Source organism: Devosia sp., from assembly GCF_028290435.1.
Lineage (GTDB): Bacteria > Pseudomonadota > Alphaproteobacteria > Rhizobiales > Devosiaceae > Devosia.
Genome location: NZ_JAQGJV010000071.1, coordinates 29,199 through 50,210 on the forward strand (window position 1 = coordinate 29,199; position 21,012 = coordinate 50,210).

At 64.4% G+C, this 21,012-nt stretch carries 18 protein-coding genes; 13 read left to right on the plus strand and 5 right to left on the minus strand.

What is annotated here, in order from left to right:
- Positions 1–64: 64 nt before the first annotated feature.
- Entirely contained in the window at positions 65–547 is a 483-nt protein-coding gene (locus tag JWP26_RS15085) for a hypothetical protein (RefSeq protein WP_299729312.1), read from the plus strand.
- A 151-nt stretch (positions 548–698) separates the two neighbouring features.
- Here the strand turns inward: JWP26_RS15085 and cydB are convergent, their stop codons facing one another.
- The 3 genes from cydB to JWP26_RS15100 form a co-directional block, all read right to left on the minus strand.
- Entirely contained in the window at positions 699–1,703 is a 1,005-nt protein-coding gene (cydB, locus tag JWP26_RS15090) for a cytochrome d ubiquinol oxidase subunit II (protein WP_299729315.1), read from the minus strand.
- Positions 1,693–3,105, minus strand: a complete 1,413-nt coding sequence (locus JWP26_RS15095) for a cytochrome ubiquinol oxidase subunit I (RefSeq protein WP_299729318.1) — start codon at positions 3,103–3,105, stop codon at positions 1,693–1,695. Before JWP26_RS15095 ends, cydB begins: the two co-directional genes overlap by 11 nt.
- A gap of 184 nt (positions 3,106–3,289) precedes the next feature.
- Entirely contained in the window at positions 3,290–4,543 is a 1,254-nt protein-coding gene (locus JWP26_RS15100; protein ID WP_299729321.1) for a D-amino acid dehydrogenase, read from the minus strand.
- A 162-nt stretch (positions 4,544–4,705) separates the two neighbouring features.
- Here JWP26_RS15100 and treY point away from each other — a divergent pair, with 162 nt between their 5' ends.
- A complete protein-coding gene (gene treY, locus JWP26_RS15105) occupies positions 4,706–7,198 on the plus strand; it encodes a malto-oligosyltrehalose synthase (protein WP_299729323.1) in 2,493 nt (830 codons plus the stop codon).
- On the opposite strand, the gene JWP26_RS15110 is transcribed toward treY, so the two are convergent.
- A complete protein-coding gene (locus tag JWP26_RS15110; protein WP_299729325.1) occupies positions 7,195–7,446 on the minus strand; it encodes a hypothetical protein in 252 nt (83 codons plus the stop codon). The two genes, treY and JWP26_RS15110, sit on opposite strands and share 4 nt — an antisense overlap.
- A 90-nt stretch (positions 7,447–7,536) precedes the next feature.
- Between JWP26_RS15110 and JWP26_RS15115 the strand changes: the two genes are divergently transcribed.
- The 8 genes from JWP26_RS15115 to JWP26_RS15150 all read left to right on the plus strand — a co-directional run bounded on the left by JWP26_RS15115 (position 7,537) and on the right by JWP26_RS15150 (position 16,449).
- Positions 7,537–8,109: a DNA-3-methyladenine glycosylase gene (locus JWP26_RS15115; protein WP_299729327.1), complete on the plus strand. Its 573-nt coding sequence runs from the start codon at positions 7,537–7,539 to the stop codon at positions 8,107–8,109.
- A gap of 193 nt (positions 8,110–8,302) precedes the next feature.
- Positions 8,303–8,620 (plus strand): plasmid stabilization protein, encoded by a 318-nt coding sequence (locus tag JWP26_RS15120; protein WP_299729331.1) that lies wholly within the window; start codon positions 8,303–8,305, stop codon positions 8,618–8,620.
- A 107-nt stretch (positions 8,621–8,727) separates the two neighbouring features.
- Complete coding sequence (recQ, locus tag JWP26_RS15125) at positions 8,728–10,551, plus strand: DNA helicase RecQ (RefSeq protein WP_299729334.1); 1,824 nt, start codon at positions 8,728–8,730, stop codon at positions 10,549–10,551.
- A 252-nt stretch (positions 10,552–10,803) separates the two neighbouring features.
- Positions 10,804–12,210 carry a GumC family protein gene (locus JWP26_RS15130; RefSeq protein ID WP_299729336.1) on the plus strand — a complete coding sequence of 469 codons (1,407 nt, stop codon included), beginning with the start codon at positions 10,804–10,806 and terminating at the stop codon, positions 12,208–12,210.
- The gene (locus JWP26_RS15135) at positions 12,203–13,252 is read left to right on the plus strand and encodes a cellulase family glycosylhydrolase (RefSeq protein WP_299729338.1); all 1,050 of its coding nucleotides are present in this window, start codon (positions 12,203–12,205) and stop codon (positions 13,250–13,252) included. The genes JWP26_RS15130 and JWP26_RS15135 overlap by 8 nt, the downstream gene beginning before the upstream one ends.
- Positions 13,249–14,106, plus strand: coding sequence for a WecB/TagA/CpsF family glycosyltransferase (locus JWP26_RS15140; protein WP_299729341.1), 858 nt, complete (start codon positions 13,249–13,251; stop codon positions 14,104–14,106). Before JWP26_RS15135 ends, JWP26_RS15140 begins: the two co-directional genes overlap by 4 nt.
- Positions 14,096–15,394 carry an O-antigen ligase gene (locus tag JWP26_RS15145; RefSeq protein WP_299729344.1) on the plus strand — a complete coding sequence of 433 codons (1,299 nt, stop codon included), beginning with the start codon at positions 14,096–14,098 and terminating at the stop codon, positions 15,392–15,394. The genes JWP26_RS15140 and JWP26_RS15145 overlap by 11 nt, the downstream gene beginning before the upstream one ends.
- Positions 15,391–16,449, plus strand: coding sequence for a glycosyltransferase family 4 protein (locus tag JWP26_RS15150; protein ID WP_299729347.1), 1,059 nt, complete (start codon positions 15,391–15,393; stop codon positions 16,447–16,449). Before JWP26_RS15145 ends, JWP26_RS15150 begins: the two co-directional genes overlap by 4 nt.
- Here JWP26_RS15150 and JWP26_RS15155 read toward each other — a convergent pair.
- A complete protein-coding gene (locus tag JWP26_RS15155) occupies positions 16,407–17,843 on the minus strand; it encodes an oligosaccharide flippase family protein (RefSeq protein ID WP_299729350.1) in 1,437 nt (478 codons plus the stop codon). The two genes, JWP26_RS15150 and JWP26_RS15155, sit on opposite strands and share 43 nt — an antisense overlap.
- 139 nt (positions 17,844–17,982) lie before the next feature.
- Here JWP26_RS15155 and JWP26_RS15160 point away from each other — a divergent pair, with 139 nt between their 5' ends.
- The 3 genes from JWP26_RS15160 to JWP26_RS15170 are packed head-to-tail and all read left to right on the plus strand — an operon-like array spanning position 17,983 to position 20,991.
- The gene (locus JWP26_RS15160) at positions 17,983–19,146 is read left to right on the plus strand and encodes a glycosyltransferase (RefSeq protein ID WP_299729353.1); all 1,164 of its coding nucleotides are present in this window, start codon (positions 17,983–17,985) and stop codon (positions 19,144–19,146) included.
- The gene (locus tag JWP26_RS15165; protein WP_299729356.1) at positions 19,143–19,883 is read left to right on the plus strand and encodes a polysaccharide deacetylase family protein; all 741 of its coding nucleotides are present in this window, start codon (positions 19,143–19,145) and stop codon (positions 19,881–19,883) included. Before JWP26_RS15160 ends, JWP26_RS15165 begins: the two co-directional genes overlap by 4 nt.
- A 1-nt stretch (position 19,884) precedes the next feature.
- Positions 19,885–20,991 (plus strand): GNAT family N-acetyltransferase, encoded by a 1,107-nt coding sequence (locus JWP26_RS15170; RefSeq protein ID WP_299729359.1) that lies wholly within the window; start codon positions 19,885–19,887, stop codon positions 20,989–20,991.
- Positions 20,992–21,012 lie beyond the last annotated feature (21 nt).

Below are 21,012 nucleotides of genomic sequence, written 5' to 3' on the forward strand. Positions count from 1 at the left end.
CTGTTCTCCGGCTTGACGGAACACGGGCGGCTGTCGCCCTGCGTCGTGCACAGGGAGGTCTGCCATGCGTCTGATGAAGCTTCTCCAACTCGCCTTGATTGCCCTTGGTCTCACCATCGGGGCCCTCGCCCCGGTCATGGCCCAGGATGCGAATACTAGGGTTATCGTGCCCGACGTTCCCGGTGGCGCGCTGCTGGCTGGCTGCTATCGCGTAACCGAGCGGCTCTATGGCCCCTATCGCATGGACTTTTGCCTCGAGCAGCGCGGCACCTACACCGTCACCGGTGGTGGCGTGCGCTGCAATGGCCGCCTCAACTGGTCGGCCCAGGGGCGCGACGTGAGCATCAACCTGCGCCGCTCGTCCTGCGGCAATGGCGTCGCCTGGAGCGCCGATCGCCTGTCCTGCCGCGGGACGGGGCTATTTGCTGGCATTCTGGCGCGGATCATCGTTCCCGACCTGCCGGCGATCGGCGCCCTGCGCTGCACCTATACGCCCACGGCCGGCAATGCGCGCCCGACCACTGTAGTGGCGCGACGCGTCAACTGACCCATCGGAACGCCGGCGAGTGTCGCCGGCGTTCCGCTCTAGTGGCCAAGCATCAGCTTGATCGCGAGACCGATAATCCCCACTGTCGCCACGCCGCCGACCCAAAGGGCGACGAACCACAACAGCCGCGATCCGAGTGCGTGCGTCGTCATCAGTGATAGCCCTCCTGTGGATCGATTTTGCCGCGGAACACCCAATAGGCGTAGCCGGTATAGATCAGGATGATCGGCACCAGCACGGCTGCGCCCACCAGAAGGAACTGCAGCGAGCTGTCTGGCGCAGCGGCCGCCTCGAAGGTCAGTGCCCCCGGAATGATGAAGGGGTAGAAGCTGATGCCGATGCCGGCAAAGCTCAGCACGAACAGGCCCAAAGCCGCGAGGAACGGCTGCAGATGTTTGTCACGGGTCAGGCCATGCCAGAGCCCGAAGCTGCAGACCGCCAGCAGTAGGGGCACGATCGAGGAGAAGAACGCGGTCGGGAAGCCGAACCAGCGCTCGAAATAAACCGGGTTAAGGGTGGAGGTCCAAATGCTGACCACGCCGATCAGAGCGACGGTGATCGCGGTCGTCACCAGGGCGATCCGCCTGGCATGGGCCTGCAATTGGCCGCTGGTCTTGAGATTGAGCCAGGTGGCGCCGAGCAGCGCATAACCGATGACCACGGCGAAGCCGGTCAGGACGCTGAACGGGGTAAGCCAGTCCCACCAGCCGCCCGCATAGGCGCGGCCCTCGACCTTGATGCCCTGCACCAAAGCGCCCAGCGCAATGCCCTGGGTGAAGCCCGCCACCATCGAGCCGGCGGAAAAGCCCCAATCCCACAGGTGGATCCAGGGACCCGAGCGCCAGCGGAATTCGAAGGCGACGCCGCGGAACACCAGGCCCAGCAGCATCAGCATGATGGGCATGTAGAGCGCCGGGAAAATGATCGCATAGGCGAGCGGGAACACAGCCATCAAGCCGCCGCCGCCCAGCACCAGCCAGGTCTCGTTGCCGTCCCAGACCGGGGCGACCGAATTGGTCATGACGTCGCGGTCATGCCGCGCGGGGAATAGCGGGAACAGGATGCCGACGCCGAGGTCGAAGCCGTCGAGGATCACATAGGTCAGCACCACGAAGGCGATCAGCGCCGCCCAGACGAAGGGGAGATCAAGGATCATTTGCAGCTCCTATCGGTTCATCCTGCGCGGGACCCGGATTGATGCCCGCAGCCCTGACTGGACCTTTGTTCAGCTCGCGTTCGTCGCTCAGCAGCGGTCGGCGCATCAATTGCAACAGGTAAAGGACGCCAGCACCGAAGACGACAAAATAGACCACGATGAAGGCGATCAGGGAGGTGCCCACGGCCGGCGCAGACACCGGCGACAGGCTATCGGCGGTCCGCATCAGCCCGTAGATAGTGTACGGCTGCCGCCCCACCTCGGTCGTGTACCAGCCAGCGAGCACGGCGACGAACCCCGAGGGTCCCATCACCCAGGCGGCGCGATGCAGCCATTTCCAATCGTAGAGCTTGCCGCGAATGCGCGCCAGGATCGACCAGGCGCCGACCAGCAGCATCAGCACGCCCAGCCCTACCATGATGCGGAAGGTGAAGAACGGGATCAGCGCCTTGGGCCGGTCTTCCTTGGCCCAGGATTTGAGCCCTTTGAGTTCCCCATCCGGATCATGGGTCAGCAGTAGCGAGCCCAGCTTGGGAATTTCGATGGCGAACCGAGTGACCTCTGCCTCGTCATCAGGGATACCGAACAGGATCAATGGCGCGCCCTTGTGGGTCTCGTAATGCCCCTCCATGGCGGCGATCTTGGCGGGTTGATACTCCAGCGTATTGAGCCCGTGCTGGTCGCCGACGAAAATCTGGATCGGTGTCACCAGGGCGGCCATCCACATCGCCATGGAGAAGATGATGCGCGCCGGATGGTTGTTCTTGTTCTTGAGCAGGTGCCATGCGCCCACCGCCCCGACCGCAAAGGCTGTGGTCAGGAACGAGGCCAACACCGTGTGCACGAGGCGATAGGGGAAGGACGGGTTGAAGATGATCGCCCACCAGTCCAGCGGAATGAACTGGCCGACATCGTTGATGCCATAGCCCTGCGGCGTCTGCATCCAGCTATTGACCGCGATGATCCAGGTCGCCGAAATCAGCGTGCCGATCGCCACCATGCAGGTGGCGAAGAAATGCAGGCCCACCCCGACCCTTTTGCGCCCGAACAGCATGATGCCCAGGAACCCCGCCTCCAGGAAGAAGGCGGTAAGCACCTCATAGCCCATCAGCGGGCCGACCACCGGCCCGGCCTTATCGGAAAACACCGACCAATTGGTGCCGAACTGGTAGCTCATGACGATACCGGTCACCACGCCCATGCCGAAGACGATGGCGAAGATGGTCTTCCAATAATCGAACAGGCGCAGGTAGGCGTCGTCCTTCTTGATCAGCCATAGCGCTTCCAGCATGGCGAGGAAACTCGCCAGCCCGATCGAGAACGAGGGGAAGATGAAGTGGAAGGAGATGGTGAAAGCGAACTGGATACGCGCCAGGGTTTCAGCATCAAGGCCCAAGAACATGGTGTCCCTCCAACTGCTTGGCCAATCACGATCGACCCGCTCAAGCTAGACCACAGTTCACCCCGACACCATCGGCAAGGTGACGCGGGTCATGGTGACGCGCGACAAAGAGCACGCTGGCGCCATCGGCAGTAAATACTGGGCCGCCGATTGCTCTTGCTTGCCCTAGGCCTGCGCGCGCCGTCTATCGGTAACGGCCCGGTCCCAGATCGCTGATGTCGATATCCGGCTTGGTTCCGGAGATCATGTCGGTCATCACCCGCGCCGAGCCGCAGGCCATGGTCCAACCCAGCGTGCCATGGCCGCTATTGATGTAGAGATTGGGCAATTTGCTGACCCCGATGATGGGCGTGCTGTCGGGCGTCATCGGGCGCATGCCGGTCCAGAAGCTGGCCCTCACTGTATCGCCGGCGCCGGGGAACAACTGGTTGACGACAAAGGCCAGGGTGTCCTTGCGATGCGGCGACAGGTCGGAATTATAGCCCGACAGTTCCGCCATGCCGCCGACGCGGATGCGGTCGCCCAGGCGGGTGATGGCGATCTTGTAGCTCTCGTCCAGAACCGTCGAGACCGGCGCGGTGGCTTCATCCACGATTGGTGCCGTGATCGAATAGCCCTTGACCGGATAGATCGGCAGATCGATGCCGATCGTGCGCCCAAGCCGGGGCGAAAAGCTACCCATGGCCATGATGTAGCGATCGCCGGTAATGCGACCCGCGCTGGTCTGCACACCCGTGACGGAGCCGCCCTGAACGTCCAGCCCGTTGATGGTCACGCCATAGCGGAACACGACGCCCAGTTCGGCCGCCATCGCGGCAAGCTTAGTGGTGAAGATATGACAATCGCCGGTCTCGTCGCCGGGCAGCCGCAGGCCGCCGGCAATCGGGGCGTCGGAGGCACCTAGCCCCGGCTCGGCGGCGATGCATCCCGCCTTGTCGAGCACCTCGTAGGCCACGCCATATTGGGCGAGCACTTCGATGTCCTTGTGGGCATCGTCCACCTGATGCTGGGTGCGGAACAGTTGCAGCGTCCCCTGCGTCCGCTCGTCATAAGTGATGCCGGTATCGGCGCGCAGCACCTTGAGCACGTCGCGCGAATATTCGGCGACCCGCACCATGCGAGCCTTGTTGGTGGCGTAGCGCCCGGCGGTGCAATTGGTCAGCACCTGGACCATCCAGCGCACCATGTATGGATCGGCGACCGCTTTGACGATCAGCGGCGGATGCTTCATCAACAGCCACTTGATCGCCTTGCGCGGAATGCCCGGCGCGGCCCAGGGCGACGCATAGCCGGGCGAGACCTCCCCCGCATTGGCGAAGCTGGTTTCCAGCGCCACGCCGGGCTGACGTTCGATGACTTCCACCTCATGCCCGGCCTTGGCCAGGTAATAAGCCGAAGTGACCCCGATAACGCCGCCGCCGAGGATGATGACTTTCATGACGCGACGCTCTCCGGTGCCTGTTTAGGGGCGATAGTGGCCTTGGCGATGACGGCGCGCAATTGCAGAAATGCGCTAGCATGCCTGTCCGCAGAGCAGGGCCGCAACCTTACGGTCGGCGGGCCGTTGCGGCTGCGACCATCCGCTAGCGAAAGTGCGCCCATGACCACGCCCGCCGCCGTTCCGCGCGCCACCTATCGGCTGCAGTTGAACAAGGATTTCGGCTTTGCCCAGGCGCTGGCGCTGGTGCCCTATCTCGACCGGCTCGGCATCAGCCACCTCTACCTGTCGCCGATCCTGCGAGCGCGGGCCGGTAGCACGCATGGCTATGACACGGTCGAGCATCGCGAGATCAACCCGGAACTCGGCACGCTGGATGATTTTCGCCGGCTCGCTACGGCTGCTCGTGAGCGCGAAATGGGGATTATCCTCGATTTCGTACCCAACCACATGGGGATTGGCGGCACTGAGAATGTCTATTGGCTCGACGTGCTCAAACTCGGGCAGGGGAGCCGCTATGCGCATTGGTTCGATATCGACTGGCACCCGGGCGATAGCAGCCTGACCGGCAAGGTCCTGGTGCCGGTGCTGGGCTGTTCCTATGGCGAGGCGCTGGAGCAGGATCGTCTTGTGCTGAAATTCTCGGCCGACACCAATAGTTTTGCCATTTGGGTCGACAACACCAACCTGTTGCCGCTCGATCCGAAGACCTACCCCGCTTCCGGTGAAATCGACGCCATCAACGCGGACAAGGACCGGCTCGATGGGCTGGTCAAGCTGCAGCATTGGCGAGTGGCCCGCTATTCGGTGGCGGCCGACGATATCAATTATCGGCGGTTTTTCATCGTCAATGAGCTGGCCGGCATTCGCATCGAGGAGCCCGATGTGTTCGATCACGCCCATGCGTTGATTTTCCAATTGATCGGGCAGGGGCTGGTCGATGGCCTGCGCATCGATCACATCGACGGACTACGCGATCCCAAGGCTTATGCGGTCAAATTGCGCGAGAAATCGCCGCGGCCAATCTATCTGGTGGTCGAGAAAATCCTGGCGCCGCATGAGCAGTTGCGTGGTGATTGGGGTGTGGATGGCACGACAGGGTATGAGTTTTCCACCCATCTCACCGCCTTGGGCAGCGACCCTGCTGGTGAGGCCGGGTTGAGCCGGGCCTATGAAGAGTTCACCGGTGAGCGTCTGGCTTTTACCGAGATCGAGCTTGAGTCAAAGCTAACGATCATCGACACCGAAATGGGCGCCGAACTCGACCGACTGGCGACGCTGGCGCGTGCAATTGCGGTGGGCAAAAACGCCACCAGCGACCTCACCCGCAACGCCTTACGCAATGCCATCAGGATGTTGGTCGCCCATATGCCGGTCTATCGCAGCTATGCGGACGGCGACGGCAGCAGCGAAATCGACCGGCGCAATGTCGGCCTGTCGCTGGCTGAGGCGCGGCGCGACGCCCCGACGTTGGACCCCGCAGTGTTCGATTTTCTGGCTGAGCTGATTGCCAATCCGGGCGAGCAGAACGGTTTGGAGTTCGTGCTGCGGCTGCAGCAGTTTACCGGGCCGGCGATGGCCAAGGGGCTGGAGGATACGGCGCTTTATCGCGGTAACCGATTGATTGCGCTCAACGATGTCGGCGAGCGGCCAGACCGGTTCAATATCGGCATCGCGGCGTTCCATGATTTCAACGCGGCGCGGCTGGCGCAGTTTCCCCATGCTATGCTGACCACGTCGAGCCACGATACCAAGCGCGGCGAGGATACCCGTGCGCGTATTTTGACGCTGTCCGGCCGCGCCGGTGCATGGAAAACCGCTGTCGATGAATGGACTGCCCAGCTGGGGCCAGTGGCCGAAGGCATCGAGCGCAACGAGCTTTGGTATTTCTTCCAGATGCTGCTTGGCGCCTGGCCTACGGATTTTCCCGAAACCGGCGAGCTGCCGGCAGCCGCACTCGATCAGTTCCGCCAGCGATTGCAGGCGGCGATGCAGAAGTCGGTGCGCGAGGCGCGGGTCAATTCCAGTTGGACCAAGCCGAACGAAGTCTACGAGACGGCGCTAACCAGGCTGATCGATACGGCGCTGGCCGACATGCCGGACGATGGCTTCCTCACGGCCTTCCGCCTTTTCGCCACCAGCATTGGCGAGCAGGGCGCCCGGATCGGGCTGGCGCAGACCGTGCTCAAGCTTACCGTGCCCGGCGTGCCCGACATCTATCAAGGCGCCGAACTGTGGGAGCAGAGCATGGTCGATCCCGACAATCGCCGCCCGGTCGATTTCGTCGCGCGCTGGCAATTGCTCGACAACGCCGATGCGCCGCTCGATATCGCCAATTGGCGCGACGGATCGGTGAAATTGCAGGTGATCGAGCGCCTGCTGCGCGAGCGGGCCGATGATCCGGAGCTATTTGCCAAGGGCTCATATGAGCCGGTTGCGGCGGGCGACCACATCGTCGCGTTTCTGCGCCGGCATGAAGGGCGCTCCATCTTGGTCGCGGTGGCCTTGCATCCGTGGACCGCACCGGGAGATGAGCTGAAATTGCCGGAAGCCCTGGCATCAACCCAATGGCAGGACGCCTTCGCCGGAACCGCAAGCGTGCCCGACAGCGCGGCCCTGGCCGCCCTGTCGGTCGCGGTGTGGCGCTCGGTCTAGTCTTTCAGGTTATCTTCGACCACGGCTTCCGGCCGGTCTTCGCCTTCGGCAACTTCCTGGTGCCAGACGCCGTCGCGGGTTTCGTATTCGATGCCGGTCGAGGTGCCGGAAACCTGCTGGCGCTGCGCCGCATTGGCTGCGGCCTCGTGTGCGTCCTTGTGGGTGCGGAAAGTTTCGGAGAACACGTCGCCCACCTTATAGGCGAAGCCGCCATCGTGTTCGACGATATCGTAGGTAATCCTGGTCATTGCAGTCTCCTTGGAGCGGGCACAACGCGCCAGCCGGCCCGGAGTTCATGCTAGCTTGACGCCGCGCCTTTGGCTGCGCAAAAGCGACGCATGTCGCACGAAATCCTTCCCCTCGATCGCTCCTTCTTCGACCGCCCCATGCTGGAGGTGGCGCGCGAACTGATCGGCACCACGCTTTTGGTCGACGGCGTCGGCGGCCTTATCGTGGAAACCGAGGCCTACGATCCCTCCGATCCGGCCTCGCACACCTTCAATGGCCCGACCCCCCGCAACGCCGCCATGTTCGGCCCGGCCGGCCACGCCTATGTCTACAAGATCTATGGCATTCACTGGTGTCTGAACTTCGTTTGCCAGCCCGGCAGCGCCGTGCTGATCCGGGCTCTGCAGCCGACCCATGGCCTCGATGCCATGGCCGAGCGACGTGGCGGGCTGGCGGCACGGCAGTTGTGTTCGGGCCCCGGCAAACTGTGCCAGGCGCTGGGCATAACCATCGCGCAGAATGCCCTGCCGCTCGACGACGCCCCGTTCACGCTTCTGCCAGCGTCCGCCGTGGCCGAAGTGGCTACTGGTCCTCGCATCGGCCTCACCAAGGGCGTGGACACGCCATGGCGGTTCGTGTTGCGCGGATCGCCGTTCCTCAGCAAGCCGATCCCCACGTCCTAGGTTCGCAAGCGAACTATCGGGAACATTTTTCGGCCTCGGATGTTTTCCTGCCGAGGCGTAGACGCGCGTCGACCGGACATGGCGGCATAGGGAACAGGACGGTTTTTCCGGTCTCCCATCCTGGCCAACGAAATGGCAGCCGAGCCCTTATCCCGCCCGCGTCACGCCTCACCAATTTTCCGAGGAGAGCATCATGCCCAGAGGGGATAAATCTGCCTATACGGACAAGCAGGAGCGCAAGGCCGATCACATAGCCGAGGGCTATGAAGATCGCGGCGTTTCCGAAAAGGAAGCCGAGCGCCGCGCCTGGGCCACGGTCAACAAGGACGATGGCGGCGGCAAAAAATCCGGCTCCGGCCGCGGCAAGGATACCGGCCATCCGGCCGCTCACAAGGGTGGCGAAAAGGGCGGCAAGGCCGCCGCAAGCCGATCCGCCGCCGAACGCTCCGCTTCGGCCAAGAAAGGCGCCGCGACGCGCAAGCGCAATGCCGAGAGCCACGCCTCGCACTAGGCGCGGATAAACCCGCGATTATCCACACTCGCGCCCGTGACCGCCTTGCGGCTCACCCCCGCTCATGATTCAAGGGCAGGGTGAACGCGCTGGATTCGACATACGACATGTTCGGCACGGGAAACGTGGGCAGGCCCCGCGACCCGCTGGCCGTGCTGCGCGATATCTTCGGCCATCAGAGCTTTCGCGGGCAGCAGGAAAAGGTGGTCCGCCACGTCACCGATGGCGGCGACGCGGTGGTGCTGTTCCCCACTGGCGCCGGCAAATCGGCGTGTTTCCAGATTCCCGCTATTTGCCGCCCTGGCGTCGGCATCGTCATTTCACCGCTGATTGCCTTGATGCGCGACCAAGTCGAGGCCTTGCGCCAGGCCGGCGTGCCGGCGGCGGCGCTCAATTCATCGCTGACCCCCGAAGAATCCGCCGATGTGCGTCGCCAATTGCGCAATGGCGAACTGGATTTGCTTTATGTCGCGCCAGAACGGGTGGCGACGCCCGGCTTTGCCAATATGCTGTCGGGTATCGATATCGCGCTGTTCGCCATCGATGAAGCCCATTGCGTGAGCCAGTGGGGCCATGACTTCCGGCCGGAATATCGCGAGCTCAGCAAGCTCACCGAACTGTTCCCCGGTGTTCCCCGTATCGCCCTGACCGCGACGGCCGATCCGACGACGCGCGAAGACATTATCGAGCGGCTGGGGCTGGAAACCGCAAAAGTCTTCACCACCAGCTTCGACCGCCCCAATATTGCCTATTCCATCGTCGAGCGCGACAAGGCGCGCGATCAGTTGCTGAGTTTCCTTGCGGCGCACAAGGGCAGTTCGGGCATCGTCTATTGCTTGTCGCGCGCCAAGGTCGAAGACACCGCCGAATGGCTCTCCGGCAAGGGCATTCCGGCACTGCCCTATCATGCGGGCCTCAGCGCCGAGCGACGCAATGCCAATCAAGACGCATTCCTGCGCGAAGACAATATCTGCATGGTGGCGACCGTGGCCTTTGGCATGGGTATCGACAAGCCGGACGTACGCTATGTCGCCCATATGGACCTGCCGGCCTCGATCGAAGCCTATTACCAGGAAACCGGCCGCGCCGGGCGCGATGGCCAGCCCGCCGATGCCTGGATGAGCTATGGCATGGCCGATGTGGTGCAGCGCCGCCGCATGATCGACGAGGGCAATGCGCCCGACGAGGTCAAGCGCGTCGAGCACACTAAGCTCAATGCCCTGCTCGGCGTCTGCGAAACCGCCGATTGCCGCCGCAAGGCGATCCTGGCGCATTTCGGCGAGACCTATGAGGCGCCCTGCAACAATTGCGACACCTGCCGATCTCCGGTGGAAAGCTGGGATGGCACTGAGGCAGCAATCAAGGCGCTGGCGGCGATCTATCGCACCGGTCAGCGGTTCGGCGCGGCGCATGTCATCGATGTGCTGGTGGGCAAGGCTACAGAAAAGGTCGAGCGTTTCGGCCACCAGAACCAGGCAGTATTCGGCGCCGGCAAGGATATCGACGCCAAAACCTGGCAATCAGTGTTGCGGCAATTGACCGCCAATAGCCTCGTCGTGGTCGATCACGCTGCCCATGGTGCACTGACGCTGGGCGAGGGAGCCCGCGCCGTGTTCAAGCATGAGCGCAAGGTGACCCTGCGCAAGGACCAGCCGAAAAAGGCCGCCGATGTGCGTCGGCAACTGGCTGGCGCGGTGCAATTGGCCGAGCCGGCGATGACCATATTCAATGCGCTGCGGGCCGAGCGCCTGCGCATCGCCAAGGAACAGGGCGTGCCGCCCTATGTGGTGTTCCAGGATGCGACCTTGCGCGCCATGGCACTGGCGCGGCCGCGCCAATTGCATGACCTGCTGGACCTGCCCGGCATCGGTCAAGCCAAACTCGAACGTTACGGCGATGCGTTCCTGGCCGTTCTGGATCGGCATACGTAATTACGCGTAAGTATTGGTCTATGTAGTCTTGCGTTGAAACTCCCCGAGTTAACGTAAAGACCGCGTTTCATTACCGGATATTCATCTCACCTGCTAGAAAATTTGCAGCGGTAACAAACCGTTAAGCATGATCTAGTGGGGGCGGTAATGGCGAACTCTTTCAGGACGGAATCTTCCGGCGAAGCGCTGGTCCGTGCCTTTCGATCAAGCCCGGCCGCGTCATTGACTGCTCCGTCATCAGTCAGCCACTCGATGTTTCGCAGCGACACGGCGCCGGGCTTTGCCGGAGTGCCGTCCCTGCCGCTGAGCCTGGGCGACTTCGGTTCGCGGCTGTGGCGCACCAAGGGCTGGGCGCTATCGACGGCCTTGGCGTTCGGCGCACTGGCTGTGGTGTTCTGCCAGGTGATGCCGCCCAATTATCGGGCCAGCGCGCAGATCTATATCGATCCGCAGAACCTGCAATTGCTGGAGCGCGACCTCGCCCCCAATGCCGCCGGCGGCGATGCCGGCGTGGTACTGATCGAAAGCCAGGCGCGGGTCATGGCCTCCCAATCGGTGCTGCGCGCCGTGGCGATCCAGCTCGATCTCGACCACGACCCCGAATTCGTCGGCAGCGGCAGCCCGCTCAAGGCTTGGATCGATGGCCTGCTGAACGGCCCTCCAGGCGCCGATGTGGACGATCTGCAGCGCGCGGTGACGGCGCTGGGCAAGGCGGTCTATGTCGTTCGGCTCGACCGTACCTATGTGGTCGACGTGCATGCCGAATCCGAAAGCGCCACCCGCGCCGCCGAAATCGCCAATGCCGTGGTGCAGCAATATCTCAACCTGCGCGAAAGTCAGCGCGCCGGCCAGGCGGGCCGTGCCTCGGGAGAATTCGAAGGCAGGCTGGCGCAGTTGCTCAAGGAGCTCGAAGCGGCCGAAAACGCCGTCGAGAGCTTCAAGAGCGCCAACAATATCGTCGAGACGGGCGGGCAATCGCTGCTCGAAGGCGAGGTCAGCCAGGCCAATCAGGGCCTGCTGTCAGCCAATGCGGCAGTCGCATCGGCGCAAATCCAACTCGATCAGTTACGAGCACTGGCCGGCGATCCGAACCGCATCATGGCGCTGCCTGAAGCCCAGGGGTCGCCCGATATGGTGCGGTTGCGGGGCGAATTGCAGGTCGCCACCAGCGACGCCGCCGTGCTGTCCGCGACACTGGGCGCGCAGCACCCGCGTCTGCTGGCGGCAGAGGAGCGCGTGGCTGGCGCGCGCGCTGCGGTAGATGCCGAAATCGGCCGCATGCTGGCCAGCGCCGAACTCAATCTGGATCGCGCCAAGGACAATGCAGCCTCGCTCGATGGCCGCGTTTCGGGGCTGACGGGGGATTTGCAGAGCACCGACAGCAAGCGGGTGCGCCTGCGCCAGTTGGAGCGCGAGGCAGACGCCAGCAAGGCCGTCTATGAGGATGCGTTGCTGCGCTCGCGTGAAACCGCCGAGCAGGCGCAGATCGATACGCTCAATGCCCAAGTGGTGTCGCAGGCCTCGCCGCCAGTCAGCCGTAGCTTTCCGCCCAAGCTGAGCTTGTTGCTGCCGGTGGCGCTGCTGTTCGGCCTGCTGGCGGGGGCAGGGATCGGACTGGGACTGCAGGGTATGCGGGCAAAGGGACGGGACCATGCGTGATTTGTCCCGCCGTGCCGTGGTCGCTGGACTGTTGGCTTCCGGCGTCATGCCCGCGCGCGCGCAACCGGCAACACGCATCGAGATCGAAGGCAACCGCATGCTGTGGAACGGCGAGATATTGCGCCTGCGCGGCGTCGCCATGGGCGATCCGGTCTACATTCGCGCCGGCCGCTCGCTGAGTGATTATATGACCGTGGCGACCGACTGGTCGGCCAATTGCGTGCGCATCAGCGTGCATCCCGGCCACTGGCGTTATGATCGCAGCCAGATGGCGGCACTGCTCGACGCCGACGTGCAGGCGGCGCGGGCGCAAGGGCTGTTCGTCATCATCGACTGGCACGCTATCGGCTTTCCCGGCATGTACCAGCCGGTGCCGCCGGCCGAATGGGGGCTGCTGGTGGATGCCTATCTCTCCACCATCACCGACGCCGCCGATTTCTGGCAGGCTATGGCGCAGTTCTATGGTCATGACCCGGCTATCCTGTTCGAGCTGTGGAACGAGCCGGTGACCGACGATCATCATTGGGTGTCCGATGGAGCGGGGTGGCCGCAATTCCGTGCGGCGTGGGTGGAACTGACCGCCGCCATCCGCGCCATCAGTGACAATATCATCCTCTGCACGGGCGGCCGTTGGGCGCATGACCTGATCGGCGCGGCTGGTGCGCCGATGGACGATCCGCGCACCGCCTATTCCTGGCACGTCTATCCCAATGAGGATCGCAACGCCCCCGACCGCTGGTTGAAGAGTCTGGCAGGGCTGGCCGCGCAAAAGCCCATCGTCGTGACCGAATGGGGCTTCCTGCCCGATGGCCCGGGCGACCTGACGGGCGGGCTCGACGACTTTGCCCGGCCCTTTGTTGCCGACGTTCTCGACGGCCTGGGACTGGGCCATACCGCCTGGTGCTACAGCCCCGGCGCCACTCCGGCATTGCTGGCTGCCGATGGCGCATGGCCCTCCGCCTATGGCCGCTTCGTGCGGGACCAGTTGCGAAGCTCAGCTGCTGCCGAACCGTTGATACTTGCGCCGGGAGACAGATCATGAGACGTCGGCTTTCGGCCCCTGTGCTGCGGCCCAGGCCAGTTCCTGCCCATGCTTTTCCCCGCTTCGAGACCGTGCAATTCGCTGGCCTGCCGGTGGCTCGGCTGGATCGCGCCCGCACAACGCAGTTGCTGATTGACTTGGCGGTCAAGTTCCGCCGCGGTGATCGGCCCTGGATTTCCACCAGCATCAATGGCCAGGTGTTGTCCAACGCGGCGCGCGATGCCGACCTGCGCGAGGCCATGCTGTTTGCCGATCTGGTCAGCGCCGATGGCCAGCCGATGGTGTTGGCGAGCCGACAGGTCACCGGCTTTGACCTGCCCGAACGCGTGGCGACGACCGACCTGTTCCACGATGTGGCGCGGGCCGCCAAAAGCCGGCCCCTGACCATGTATTTCCTGGGCTCCAGCGAGGCCGAAAACGCCCGCGCCGTGGCCAACGTCCGCGCTGCCTATCCGCATCTGCGCATTGTCGGGCGCATGCATGGCTATCATAGCCACGCCGAATGGATCCGACGGGTCGCCGAGATCAATGCGGTCGGGCCCGACCTGCTCTGGGTGGCGCTCGGCGTGCCGCGCGAACAGCAGTTCTATATGCGCTTTGCCCATGCGCTGCCCAATGTGGGGGTGATCAAGACCAGTGGCGGACTGTTCAATTTTCTCTCCAGTTCGGCGAGCCGCGCGCCGCAGTGGCTGCAGGATAACGGGCTGGAATGGGCCTATCGGCTCGGCCAGGAACCGCGCCGCCTGCTCATGCGCTACCTCACCACCAACCCGCATGCGGCCATGCTGATGCTGACCCAGCGCCAGCTCGGACGGCGGATTTGCCATCTCGGGCGTGACCGCCATGAGCGCTGACAGCCGGGCACTGGACCGCGTCGTTGGTGGAATCGATGCCGGGCGTCTGTTGGTCGTCGCCTTCGTGGTATTCACCATGCTGGTGCTGTGGACGCAGGCGCAGCCCTTCGCCAGCCTGCAGAATTATGGCGTGCTGGATGATCCCACCCAGTCCAATGCGCTGCGCCGCAACCTGACCCTGGCCATCGCAGCCGCGGCGCTATGGATGGTCGGGCGTGATGGGCAGATGCGTCAGCTCTGGAATGCCATGAGCCCCGGCCTCGTCGCCATTTTCGTGTGGTTCGCAGTGACCTCGGTCATTTCGCCCAGTCCCGGACTGGCGCTGAACCGATTGGTGCTGGCGGGGGTGGTCATCGTCATCGCCTTCTGCCTGCCGCTGCTGTTCGCGCGGTTTTCAGACTTTGTTACCGGCTATGGCGTGGCGGTCAGCATTGCGGTGGCGCTGTGTTTTCTCGGTGTGCTGTTCGTGCCCGATCTCGCCATCCACTCGGCGCGCGACAATGTCGAACAGGGGCTGGCCGGCGACTGGCGCGGCATGTTCCGCCACAAGAACGACCTGGCGCCGATGGCCATCCATTTCCTGTTTGCGGGAATTTTGTTGTGGCGGGTGGCCAATAAGGGTTGGGGCGCCGCGGTGATCGTTGGCTCGGTCGTCCTGTTGATCATGTCCGGCGGCAAGTCAGCGGCGTTGCTGGTGCTGCCGACGCTGGTCGCCGCCGCATTGATCGTTCGATTGCGCAACGCGATGGTTGTTGCCGTGGTCGCCTTCATGACCGTGGCCGGGCTGGCGCTGCTGACGCTCGGTTCAGTGGCGTTTCCCGCGGTCGGCGCCGTGGTCTCCCATCTGCCCGATCCGACCTTCACCGGCCGGGCCGATATCTGGACGCTTGGGCTGGAGGCCGCCGGCGCCAGGCCGTTGACCGGGTTTGGCTACAACATCTTCTGGGATACCGGCGCCGCCTATGGCCTCGCCAATTCGGGGGATACGGCGGCCCAGGTGTCCCACGCGCACAATGGCTTTCTCGATGTCGCCATTTCGGCGGGCCTGCCGGGGTTGCTACTGGTGCTGATCTGGGCCGGCTATGCCCCGCTCCGGCACATTGCGGCCATTCGCCGGAACGCGCTCGACGCCACCGAGGCGGCGTTTCTCGAATTTTTGGTGCAGGGCTGGCTGTTCACGCTGATGATCTCCAGTCTCGAGGCCGTGCTATTCAATCGCGGCGATTCCATCTGGTTCACCGGGCTGCTCTCGATCGTCTGCCTGCGACTGTGGTCGCGTGCGCGATGACCCGCATTTTGCAATTGGTGACGCGCGACGAGCCCGGCGGCGTGCAGGTGCTGACTCGCATGATCGACGCGGGATTGCGGGACCGCGATATCGAGGTGGCCACCTTGGCACTCGATATTGGCGGCAACTTGCCGGCGCGTCTTGCCCATATGTTCAACGTGATGCGGGCCTTGCTGGTGGGACGTTACGACGCCGTGCTGTCCTATCAGGCGGCGGCGAGCGTGGTCGCAGCCGTATGCGGGTGGATCGGGCGCATTCCGGTTCGTGCCGTTCACCAAACCGCCATGCCGCACGCGGTACGCCATCATTGGCGGCTGCTCGATCTGTGTTGTGGCGCACTGGGTCTGCACACGGTCATCATCGCCAATTCCCGCGCCACCGAGCTGGCCTATGTCTCCCATCCGGCCGCATATCGCGCGCGCCTCCGCACGATCCTGCATGGGGTGTCGCCTCTGCCGCGACCAAAGTTTTCATTCAACTGGCGCTCGGCCCTGCTCATCCCGCCGCAAGCGCCCCTATTGGTGAGTACCGGCAGGCTGACGCCGCAGAAGAACCATGCGGTGGCCGTCGCTGCTTTGGCCAAACTCCCCAGCATGCATTTGATCATCGCCGGCGAAGGCAGCGAGCGGGTGGCGCTGGCAGTGCAAGCCAAGGCCCTTGGCGTCGCTGACCGGCTACACCTGATCGGCGATCGCCCGCGCGAAGCCGTGGCGAGCCTGCTGGCCGCAGCCGATCTCTATGTCTTCCCCTCGATATGGGAAACCTTCGGCCTGGCCGTGGTCGAGGCCGGCATGACCGGCCTGCCCATCGTGGCGGCGGATTTGCCGGTGCTGCGGGAAGTCCTCCAGCCCGCCTGCCTGCATGGCCTCGCCCATTTTCACCATCCCGCCGACGTGGCGAGCCTCGCCGCTGTCGTGCGCACCATGCTGGGCCAATATCCCGATGCGGCGTGCCGTGCCGCATCGGCCCGAGCCATGGCCGACCGACATGGCATTGCGCCGATGCTCGATGCCTATGAGCTTCTGCTAGAGGGCACGACGCGAGCCAGCAGGTAGGCGGCGATCCGGCCCAGATCGAACAGGTTCCACATGACGGCCAGTCCCAACCCGCCGAGCAGGGTGATGGCGAGTCCGCCGAACCAGCCCGCAGCGCCGCCCAATGCCGCCATTATGAAGGCCGCGAGCAGCGCCGTGGCGATGGCGATGGCGGTAGCGGCGCCGGCTTGGGTCCAGTCGATTGGCATGATCGCCGTCTTGCGGTCGGCAATGAGGAAATAGGCGAGGCCCGTGGCCTGGGTGGCCGTGAAGGCAGTGGCGGCGCCGATCAGCCCGAACGGCGGGATCAGGATCGCGCAACTTGCCGCAGCCACTGCGACCATCAGCAGCGACGCCTGGACCTCGCGCCGCGCTGAGTTGGCGAAGTAGATGACCTGGCCGAAATAATAGGCCCGGAGCACGAGGCCGGCCGTGCCCAACACCAGTATGGGCATCGCGGCGAGTGCGGTATCGCGATAGTCCGGCGCCAGCACGACGCCGATCACGCCAGTGCCAAACAACACGAAGCCGATAACGCCGAACACCACGATGACCCAAAGCGTGACGAAGGCGCGCCTGAGGATGGCGCGGCGGGCTTCCTGCTCGCCGGCCTGCGCCTTGGCTTGCGAGATATAGGCGGCGGCGATGGCTTCGCCGAGGACGACGAAGCTCTGGCGGATGATATCGGCCACCGCCCCATAGGGCCCCACCGCGCCGGCCCCGACCCACCAGCCCAGCGCGATGCGGTCGAGATTGATCGACAGCGCCCCGGCCATCAAGGCCAGGATCAGCGGCCAGCCATAGGTCAGCAGCGCCAGAATATCGCTGCGCTCGGGCGATACAAACCCGGCTTTCCATATGCCTTGCCGCAGCGCGAGCAGCACCGGCAGTGCTGCCAGGACGTGCGCCAGCCCGATGGCGGCCAGCAGCGCCGTAGCATCCTTGAGCACCAGCAGTGTGGCGCAACCGAAGGCCAGCATCAGCACGCCGCGCAGCAGGCTCGCCGCCGTCACCTGACCGACCAGCAATTGCGCCCGGCCAACCTCGACGGCCGCGATGTGCACGACCAGCCCGAGCACGAGCGCGGCGATGCCGAGCCCTTGAGGGGCGTCGATCAGCCGAAAGGCTATCGCGCCGGCCAGGACGATGAGGGCCGCAAGGGCGATCACCCCCAGCAGCGCAGACAGGGCACCAGCCAGCCGCGCGGCGCGGGCTGGGGTGTAGACGCCGAAATGGGCGTGCAGCAGCCATTGGAACGCCGTGCCGAAGACGATGAAGCCGGTGGCGAAGCCCACGAGGTAGTGCCCGAACACGTCGGGCGGCGCCAGCCGGGTGAACAGCGCGACGGAGACCAGGTTGAGGACCGCCGCGGCAACGCGCGACACCAGATAAAGGCTGGCATGGCGATCACTCAAGGACGGAGCCCTTCATAAGTATACATGGATAAGTAGTTTCCAGTACAATTAACTCAAGAACGAAGTGTTCGGCGTGATGCAATTACAAATACCAAGGAATGTGTAAAACAATTGCGCATGATATTCGCGTTGTTGAGACATGTTTGAAACTCAAAAAAGTATACCCGGCCGGATCGTCATGCTGGTGCGCGCCTTTTCGGGCGGCGGGGCGCAGCGCGATGCGGTGGAACTGGCCAATGGATTGCATCGTGGTGGCTGGCCGATGGCTATTGCGACGCTGGATGCCAGTGGCCCGCTGCGGGCTCTGATCGAGCCGGACATGACCGTGATCGACCTTGGGCAGGGGCGCAAGCGCCGCATGGCGCGTGCTGCGCCCGCGCTGGTCAGCATGATGCGATCATTACGTCCGGCCGTCGTCATTGCCTCCGAAGCGGCGGCGAATGGGCTGCTGGTGCTGGCCTCGCAAACTCTCGCGCGCGATATCCGGCCCCGCATCGTGCTGCGCGAGGTGGCGAGTCCCGTGCAGGCCCTTCGGGCCGATCCATATGTTCAAAACCGCATGGCCTACCGGCTGGCGCCGCTGTTCTATCCGCTGGCCGATCGTGTGCTGAGTTTGACCGAGGGCGTGCGGCAGGACCTCATCGCCCGGTTTGGCGTGCGGCCGGAGCGGGCGATCAATCTGGGCACCAATGCGGTTTTGACCGAGGCGCGGCTTGCGGACATCTCGCAGCCGGCGGCGCGGCGGCCGGGGCTGATTGTCGGCATTGGGCGGCTGTCGCCGGAAAAGGACTTTGCTAGCCTGATCGCGGGTTTCGCCGCGCTGCATGAGGTGCGCGATGTGAGCCTGTTGATCTTGGGGGAGGGCCCGGAACGGGCCGCGCTGGAGCGGCAGGTTGCGACGCTCGGCCTGGCTGGGATCGTGCACCTACCCGGCTTTGTGGCCGAGCCGCTCGACTATCTGCGCGAGGCCTCACTGTTCGTCAGTACGTCCCGGCATGAGGGGTTCGGCAATGCCATCGTGGAGGCGCTGGCTTGCGGCGTGCCGGTGGTGGCGACTGACGCGCCGCACGGGCCGCGCGAGATTCTGCGCGATGGCGCCCTGGGCACGCTGGTGCCGCTCGGCGATCTGTGTGGATTGGTTGACGCCATGGACGTGGCGCTTGATCAGCCGGCCGATCCGATGCCGCTGCAAGCGCGGGCCGCCGATTTCACCACCGAGCGCGCCGTCGCCCGCTTTGCCGATGTGCTGGGGGGGCTCGGCGTGGCCAAAACGCCGCTGGCCATGCTGGAGGCCGCATCATGATGACGCCGGCCAATGGCTTGCTGGGCATGTCGCGGCGGGTGGCGCGGGCGGTGCCCTATCGACCGTTCCGGCTCGCATTGGAGCGACCGGTCGTGACCTTTACCTTCGATGATTTCCCGCTCTCGGCGGCCGAGCACGCCGCGCCATTGCTGGAAGCGGCCGATGCGCGCGGCACGTTCTACTTCGCCGATGGCCTGGCTGGTGGGTCCGAAAACGGACAGCCGATCGCCAGCCGTGACGTGGTGGCGGACCTTGCGGCGCGGGGACACGACATCGGTGGCCACACCAGGGCGCATATCAATGTGCAGCGCAGCACAACCAAAGACCTTATTGCCGATGTGACTGCCAACACCTCGGCGATCGCGACGCTGACCGGGCAAGCGCCGACCTCCTTCGCTTACCCGTTCGGCGTCGTGTCAATTCGCTCCAAGGCCGTGCTGGCGGCCCGTTATGCCGGGCTGCGCGGCATCATGGCCGGCATCAATCGGGGCTGGATCGACCTGGCGCATTTGCGGGCGCAGGAACTGTACGACGTCAGCTCCAGCCTCGGCAGCATGTACGCGCTATTGGACGATCTGGAACGGGATGGCGGCTGGCTGATTTTCTACACCCACGACGTGCGGACCGATCCATCCGGCATCGGATGCTCGCCGGACTATTTCGGCGCGGTGCTGGAAATGGTCGTCAGCCGTGGCATTGCCGTCCAGACCATGGCGCAAACGCTGGAGCGGATGTGAAATGGACGTCATGACCAAACCCAGCGCTATCGCGCCGATGCGCCCGGCCGATATCCCCGCGGTTGCGGCGATCTTCTATCGCGCTTTCCGCCGCCCCGATCAGCATCCGGCCGACGAATTCCGCGCCTATTTCGAGCAGAGCTTCTTCGGCAGCCCCTCCTATGATCCGGCGCAGGCGGGCCTGGTGCATCGCGATGGCGATGGGCAGATCGATAGCGCGCTGCTGGTCATTCCGATGCAGGTCAGCGTGCATGGCCGCACCATCACCGGGCGCCTGATGAGCAATTACATGACCGATCCGCAGCGGCGAACGCGGGGCGGGGCCGACATGGTGCTGACCATCCGCGCCCGCAACCAGGACTTCTGCTTTTCCGACAGCGCCAACGCGGTCAGCGCCGGGCACTGGAAGGCGGTTGGCGGCAAGGTATTGCCGATCCATAGCCTCGATTGGCGCGTGGTATTCCGTCCCACCGGTTGGCTGGCGCTCCGCGCCCGCTCGCGCCTGCCGTCTATCGTGCACCGGCTGGCGTTGGGTCTGGCGCGGCCTGTCGACGCAATGCTGCGACGCATGTTGCCCAAAATGGCATCCGGACCAGTGGCGCATGTTGCGCCTATGTGCCGCGCCGCCTTCATTGCCACGGCGCCACGCTTTGTGGAGCGTTTTGCCGTCCATCCCGTATGGGCGCCAGACGAGCTTGGCTGGCTGCTCGATATGGCCGCCCGCAACACCGTCGACGGCCCGTTGCGGTTGCTGGAAGTGCATGACGATAGCGGCACTCTCTGCGGCTGCTGCGCCCTCTACGCGCGGCCGGGCGCAACCGCCAAGGTGCTCAACATCATGACGGCGCGCGGCAGCGAGTCGGTCGTGGTCGGCCATCTGCTGGCCTATCTCGATACGCTGGGATGCGTTGCGGCGCAGGGCATGGCGCAGCCGTTCTTGCTCGAAGCGCTGGGCCAGCAGAAGGGCATGAGCTTCGTACCGCGTGGTGCCTATTGCATCAGCACCAGGCATAGCGAGATCGTCGATGCGGCGCTCAAGGGCGATTGCTACCTTGGGGGCCTGATGGGCGAGGACTGGAACCGGTTGGTGACCGACTTTCACGATTGATCGGCGCGGCGGCGCGCGGCA

Excerpts from the sequence above, each read along its gene's own strand:
- JWP26_RS15085 (WP_299729312.1), top strand. The coding sequence starts at position 65 with ATGCGTCTGATGAAGCTTCTCCAACTCGCCTTGATTGCCCTTGGTCTC.
- cydB (WP_299729315.1), bottom strand. The coding sequence starts at position 1,703 with ATGATCCTTGATCTCCCCTTCGTCTGGGCGGCGCTGATCGCCTTCGTG.
- JWP26_RS15095 (WP_299729318.1), bottom strand. The coding sequence starts at position 3,105 with ATGTTCTTGGGCCTTGATGCTGAAACCCTGGCGCGTATCCAGTTCGCT.
- JWP26_RS15100 (WP_299729321.1), bottom strand. The coding sequence starts at position 4,543 with ATGAAAGTCATCATCCTCGGCGGCGGCGTTATCGGGGTCACTTCGGCT.
- treY (WP_299729323.1), top strand. The coding sequence starts at position 4,706 with ATGACCACGCCCGCCGCCGTTCCGCGCGCCACCTATCGGCTGCAGTTG.
- JWP26_RS15110 (WP_299729325.1), bottom strand. The coding sequence starts at position 7,446 with ATGACCAGGATTACCTACGATATCGTCGAACACGATGGCGGCTTCGCC.
- JWP26_RS15115 (WP_299729327.1), top strand. The coding sequence starts at position 7,537 with ATGTCGCACGAAATCCTTCCCCTCGATCGCTCCTTCTTCGACCGCCCC.
- JWP26_RS15120 (WP_299729331.1), top strand. The coding sequence starts at position 8,303 with ATGCCCAGAGGGGATAAATCTGCCTATACGGACAAGCAGGAGCGCAAG.
- recQ (WP_299729334.1), top strand. The coding sequence starts at position 8,728 with ATGTTCGGCACGGGAAACGTGGGCAGGCCCCGCGACCCGCTGGCCGTG.
- JWP26_RS15130 (WP_299729336.1), top strand. The coding sequence starts at position 10,804 with ATGTTTCGCAGCGACACGGCGCCGGGCTTTGCCGGAGTGCCGTCCCTG.
- JWP26_RS15135 (WP_299729338.1), top strand. The coding sequence starts at position 12,203 with ATGCGTGATTTGTCCCGCCGTGCCGTGGTCGCTGGACTGTTGGCTTCC.
- JWP26_RS15140 (WP_299729341.1), top strand. The coding sequence starts at position 13,249 with ATGAGACGTCGGCTTTCGGCCCCTGTGCTGCGGCCCAGGCCAGTTCCT.
- JWP26_RS15145 (WP_299729344.1), top strand. The coding sequence starts at position 14,096 with ATGAGCGCTGACAGCCGGGCACTGGACCGCGTCGTTGGTGGAATCGAT.
- JWP26_RS15150 (WP_299729347.1), top strand. The coding sequence starts at position 15,391 with ATGACCCGCATTTTGCAATTGGTGACGCGCGACGAGCCCGGCGGCGTG.
- JWP26_RS15160 (WP_299729353.1), top strand. The coding sequence starts at position 17,983 with ATGTTTGAAACTCAAAAAAGTATACCCGGCCGGATCGTCATGCTGGTG.
- JWP26_RS15165 (WP_299729356.1), top strand. The coding sequence starts at position 19,143 with ATGATGACGCCGGCCAATGGCTTGCTGGGCATGTCGCGGCGGGTGGCG.
- JWP26_RS15170 (WP_299729359.1), top strand. The coding sequence starts at position 19,885 with ATGGACGTCATGACCAAACCCAGCGCTATCGCGCCGATGCGCCCGGCC.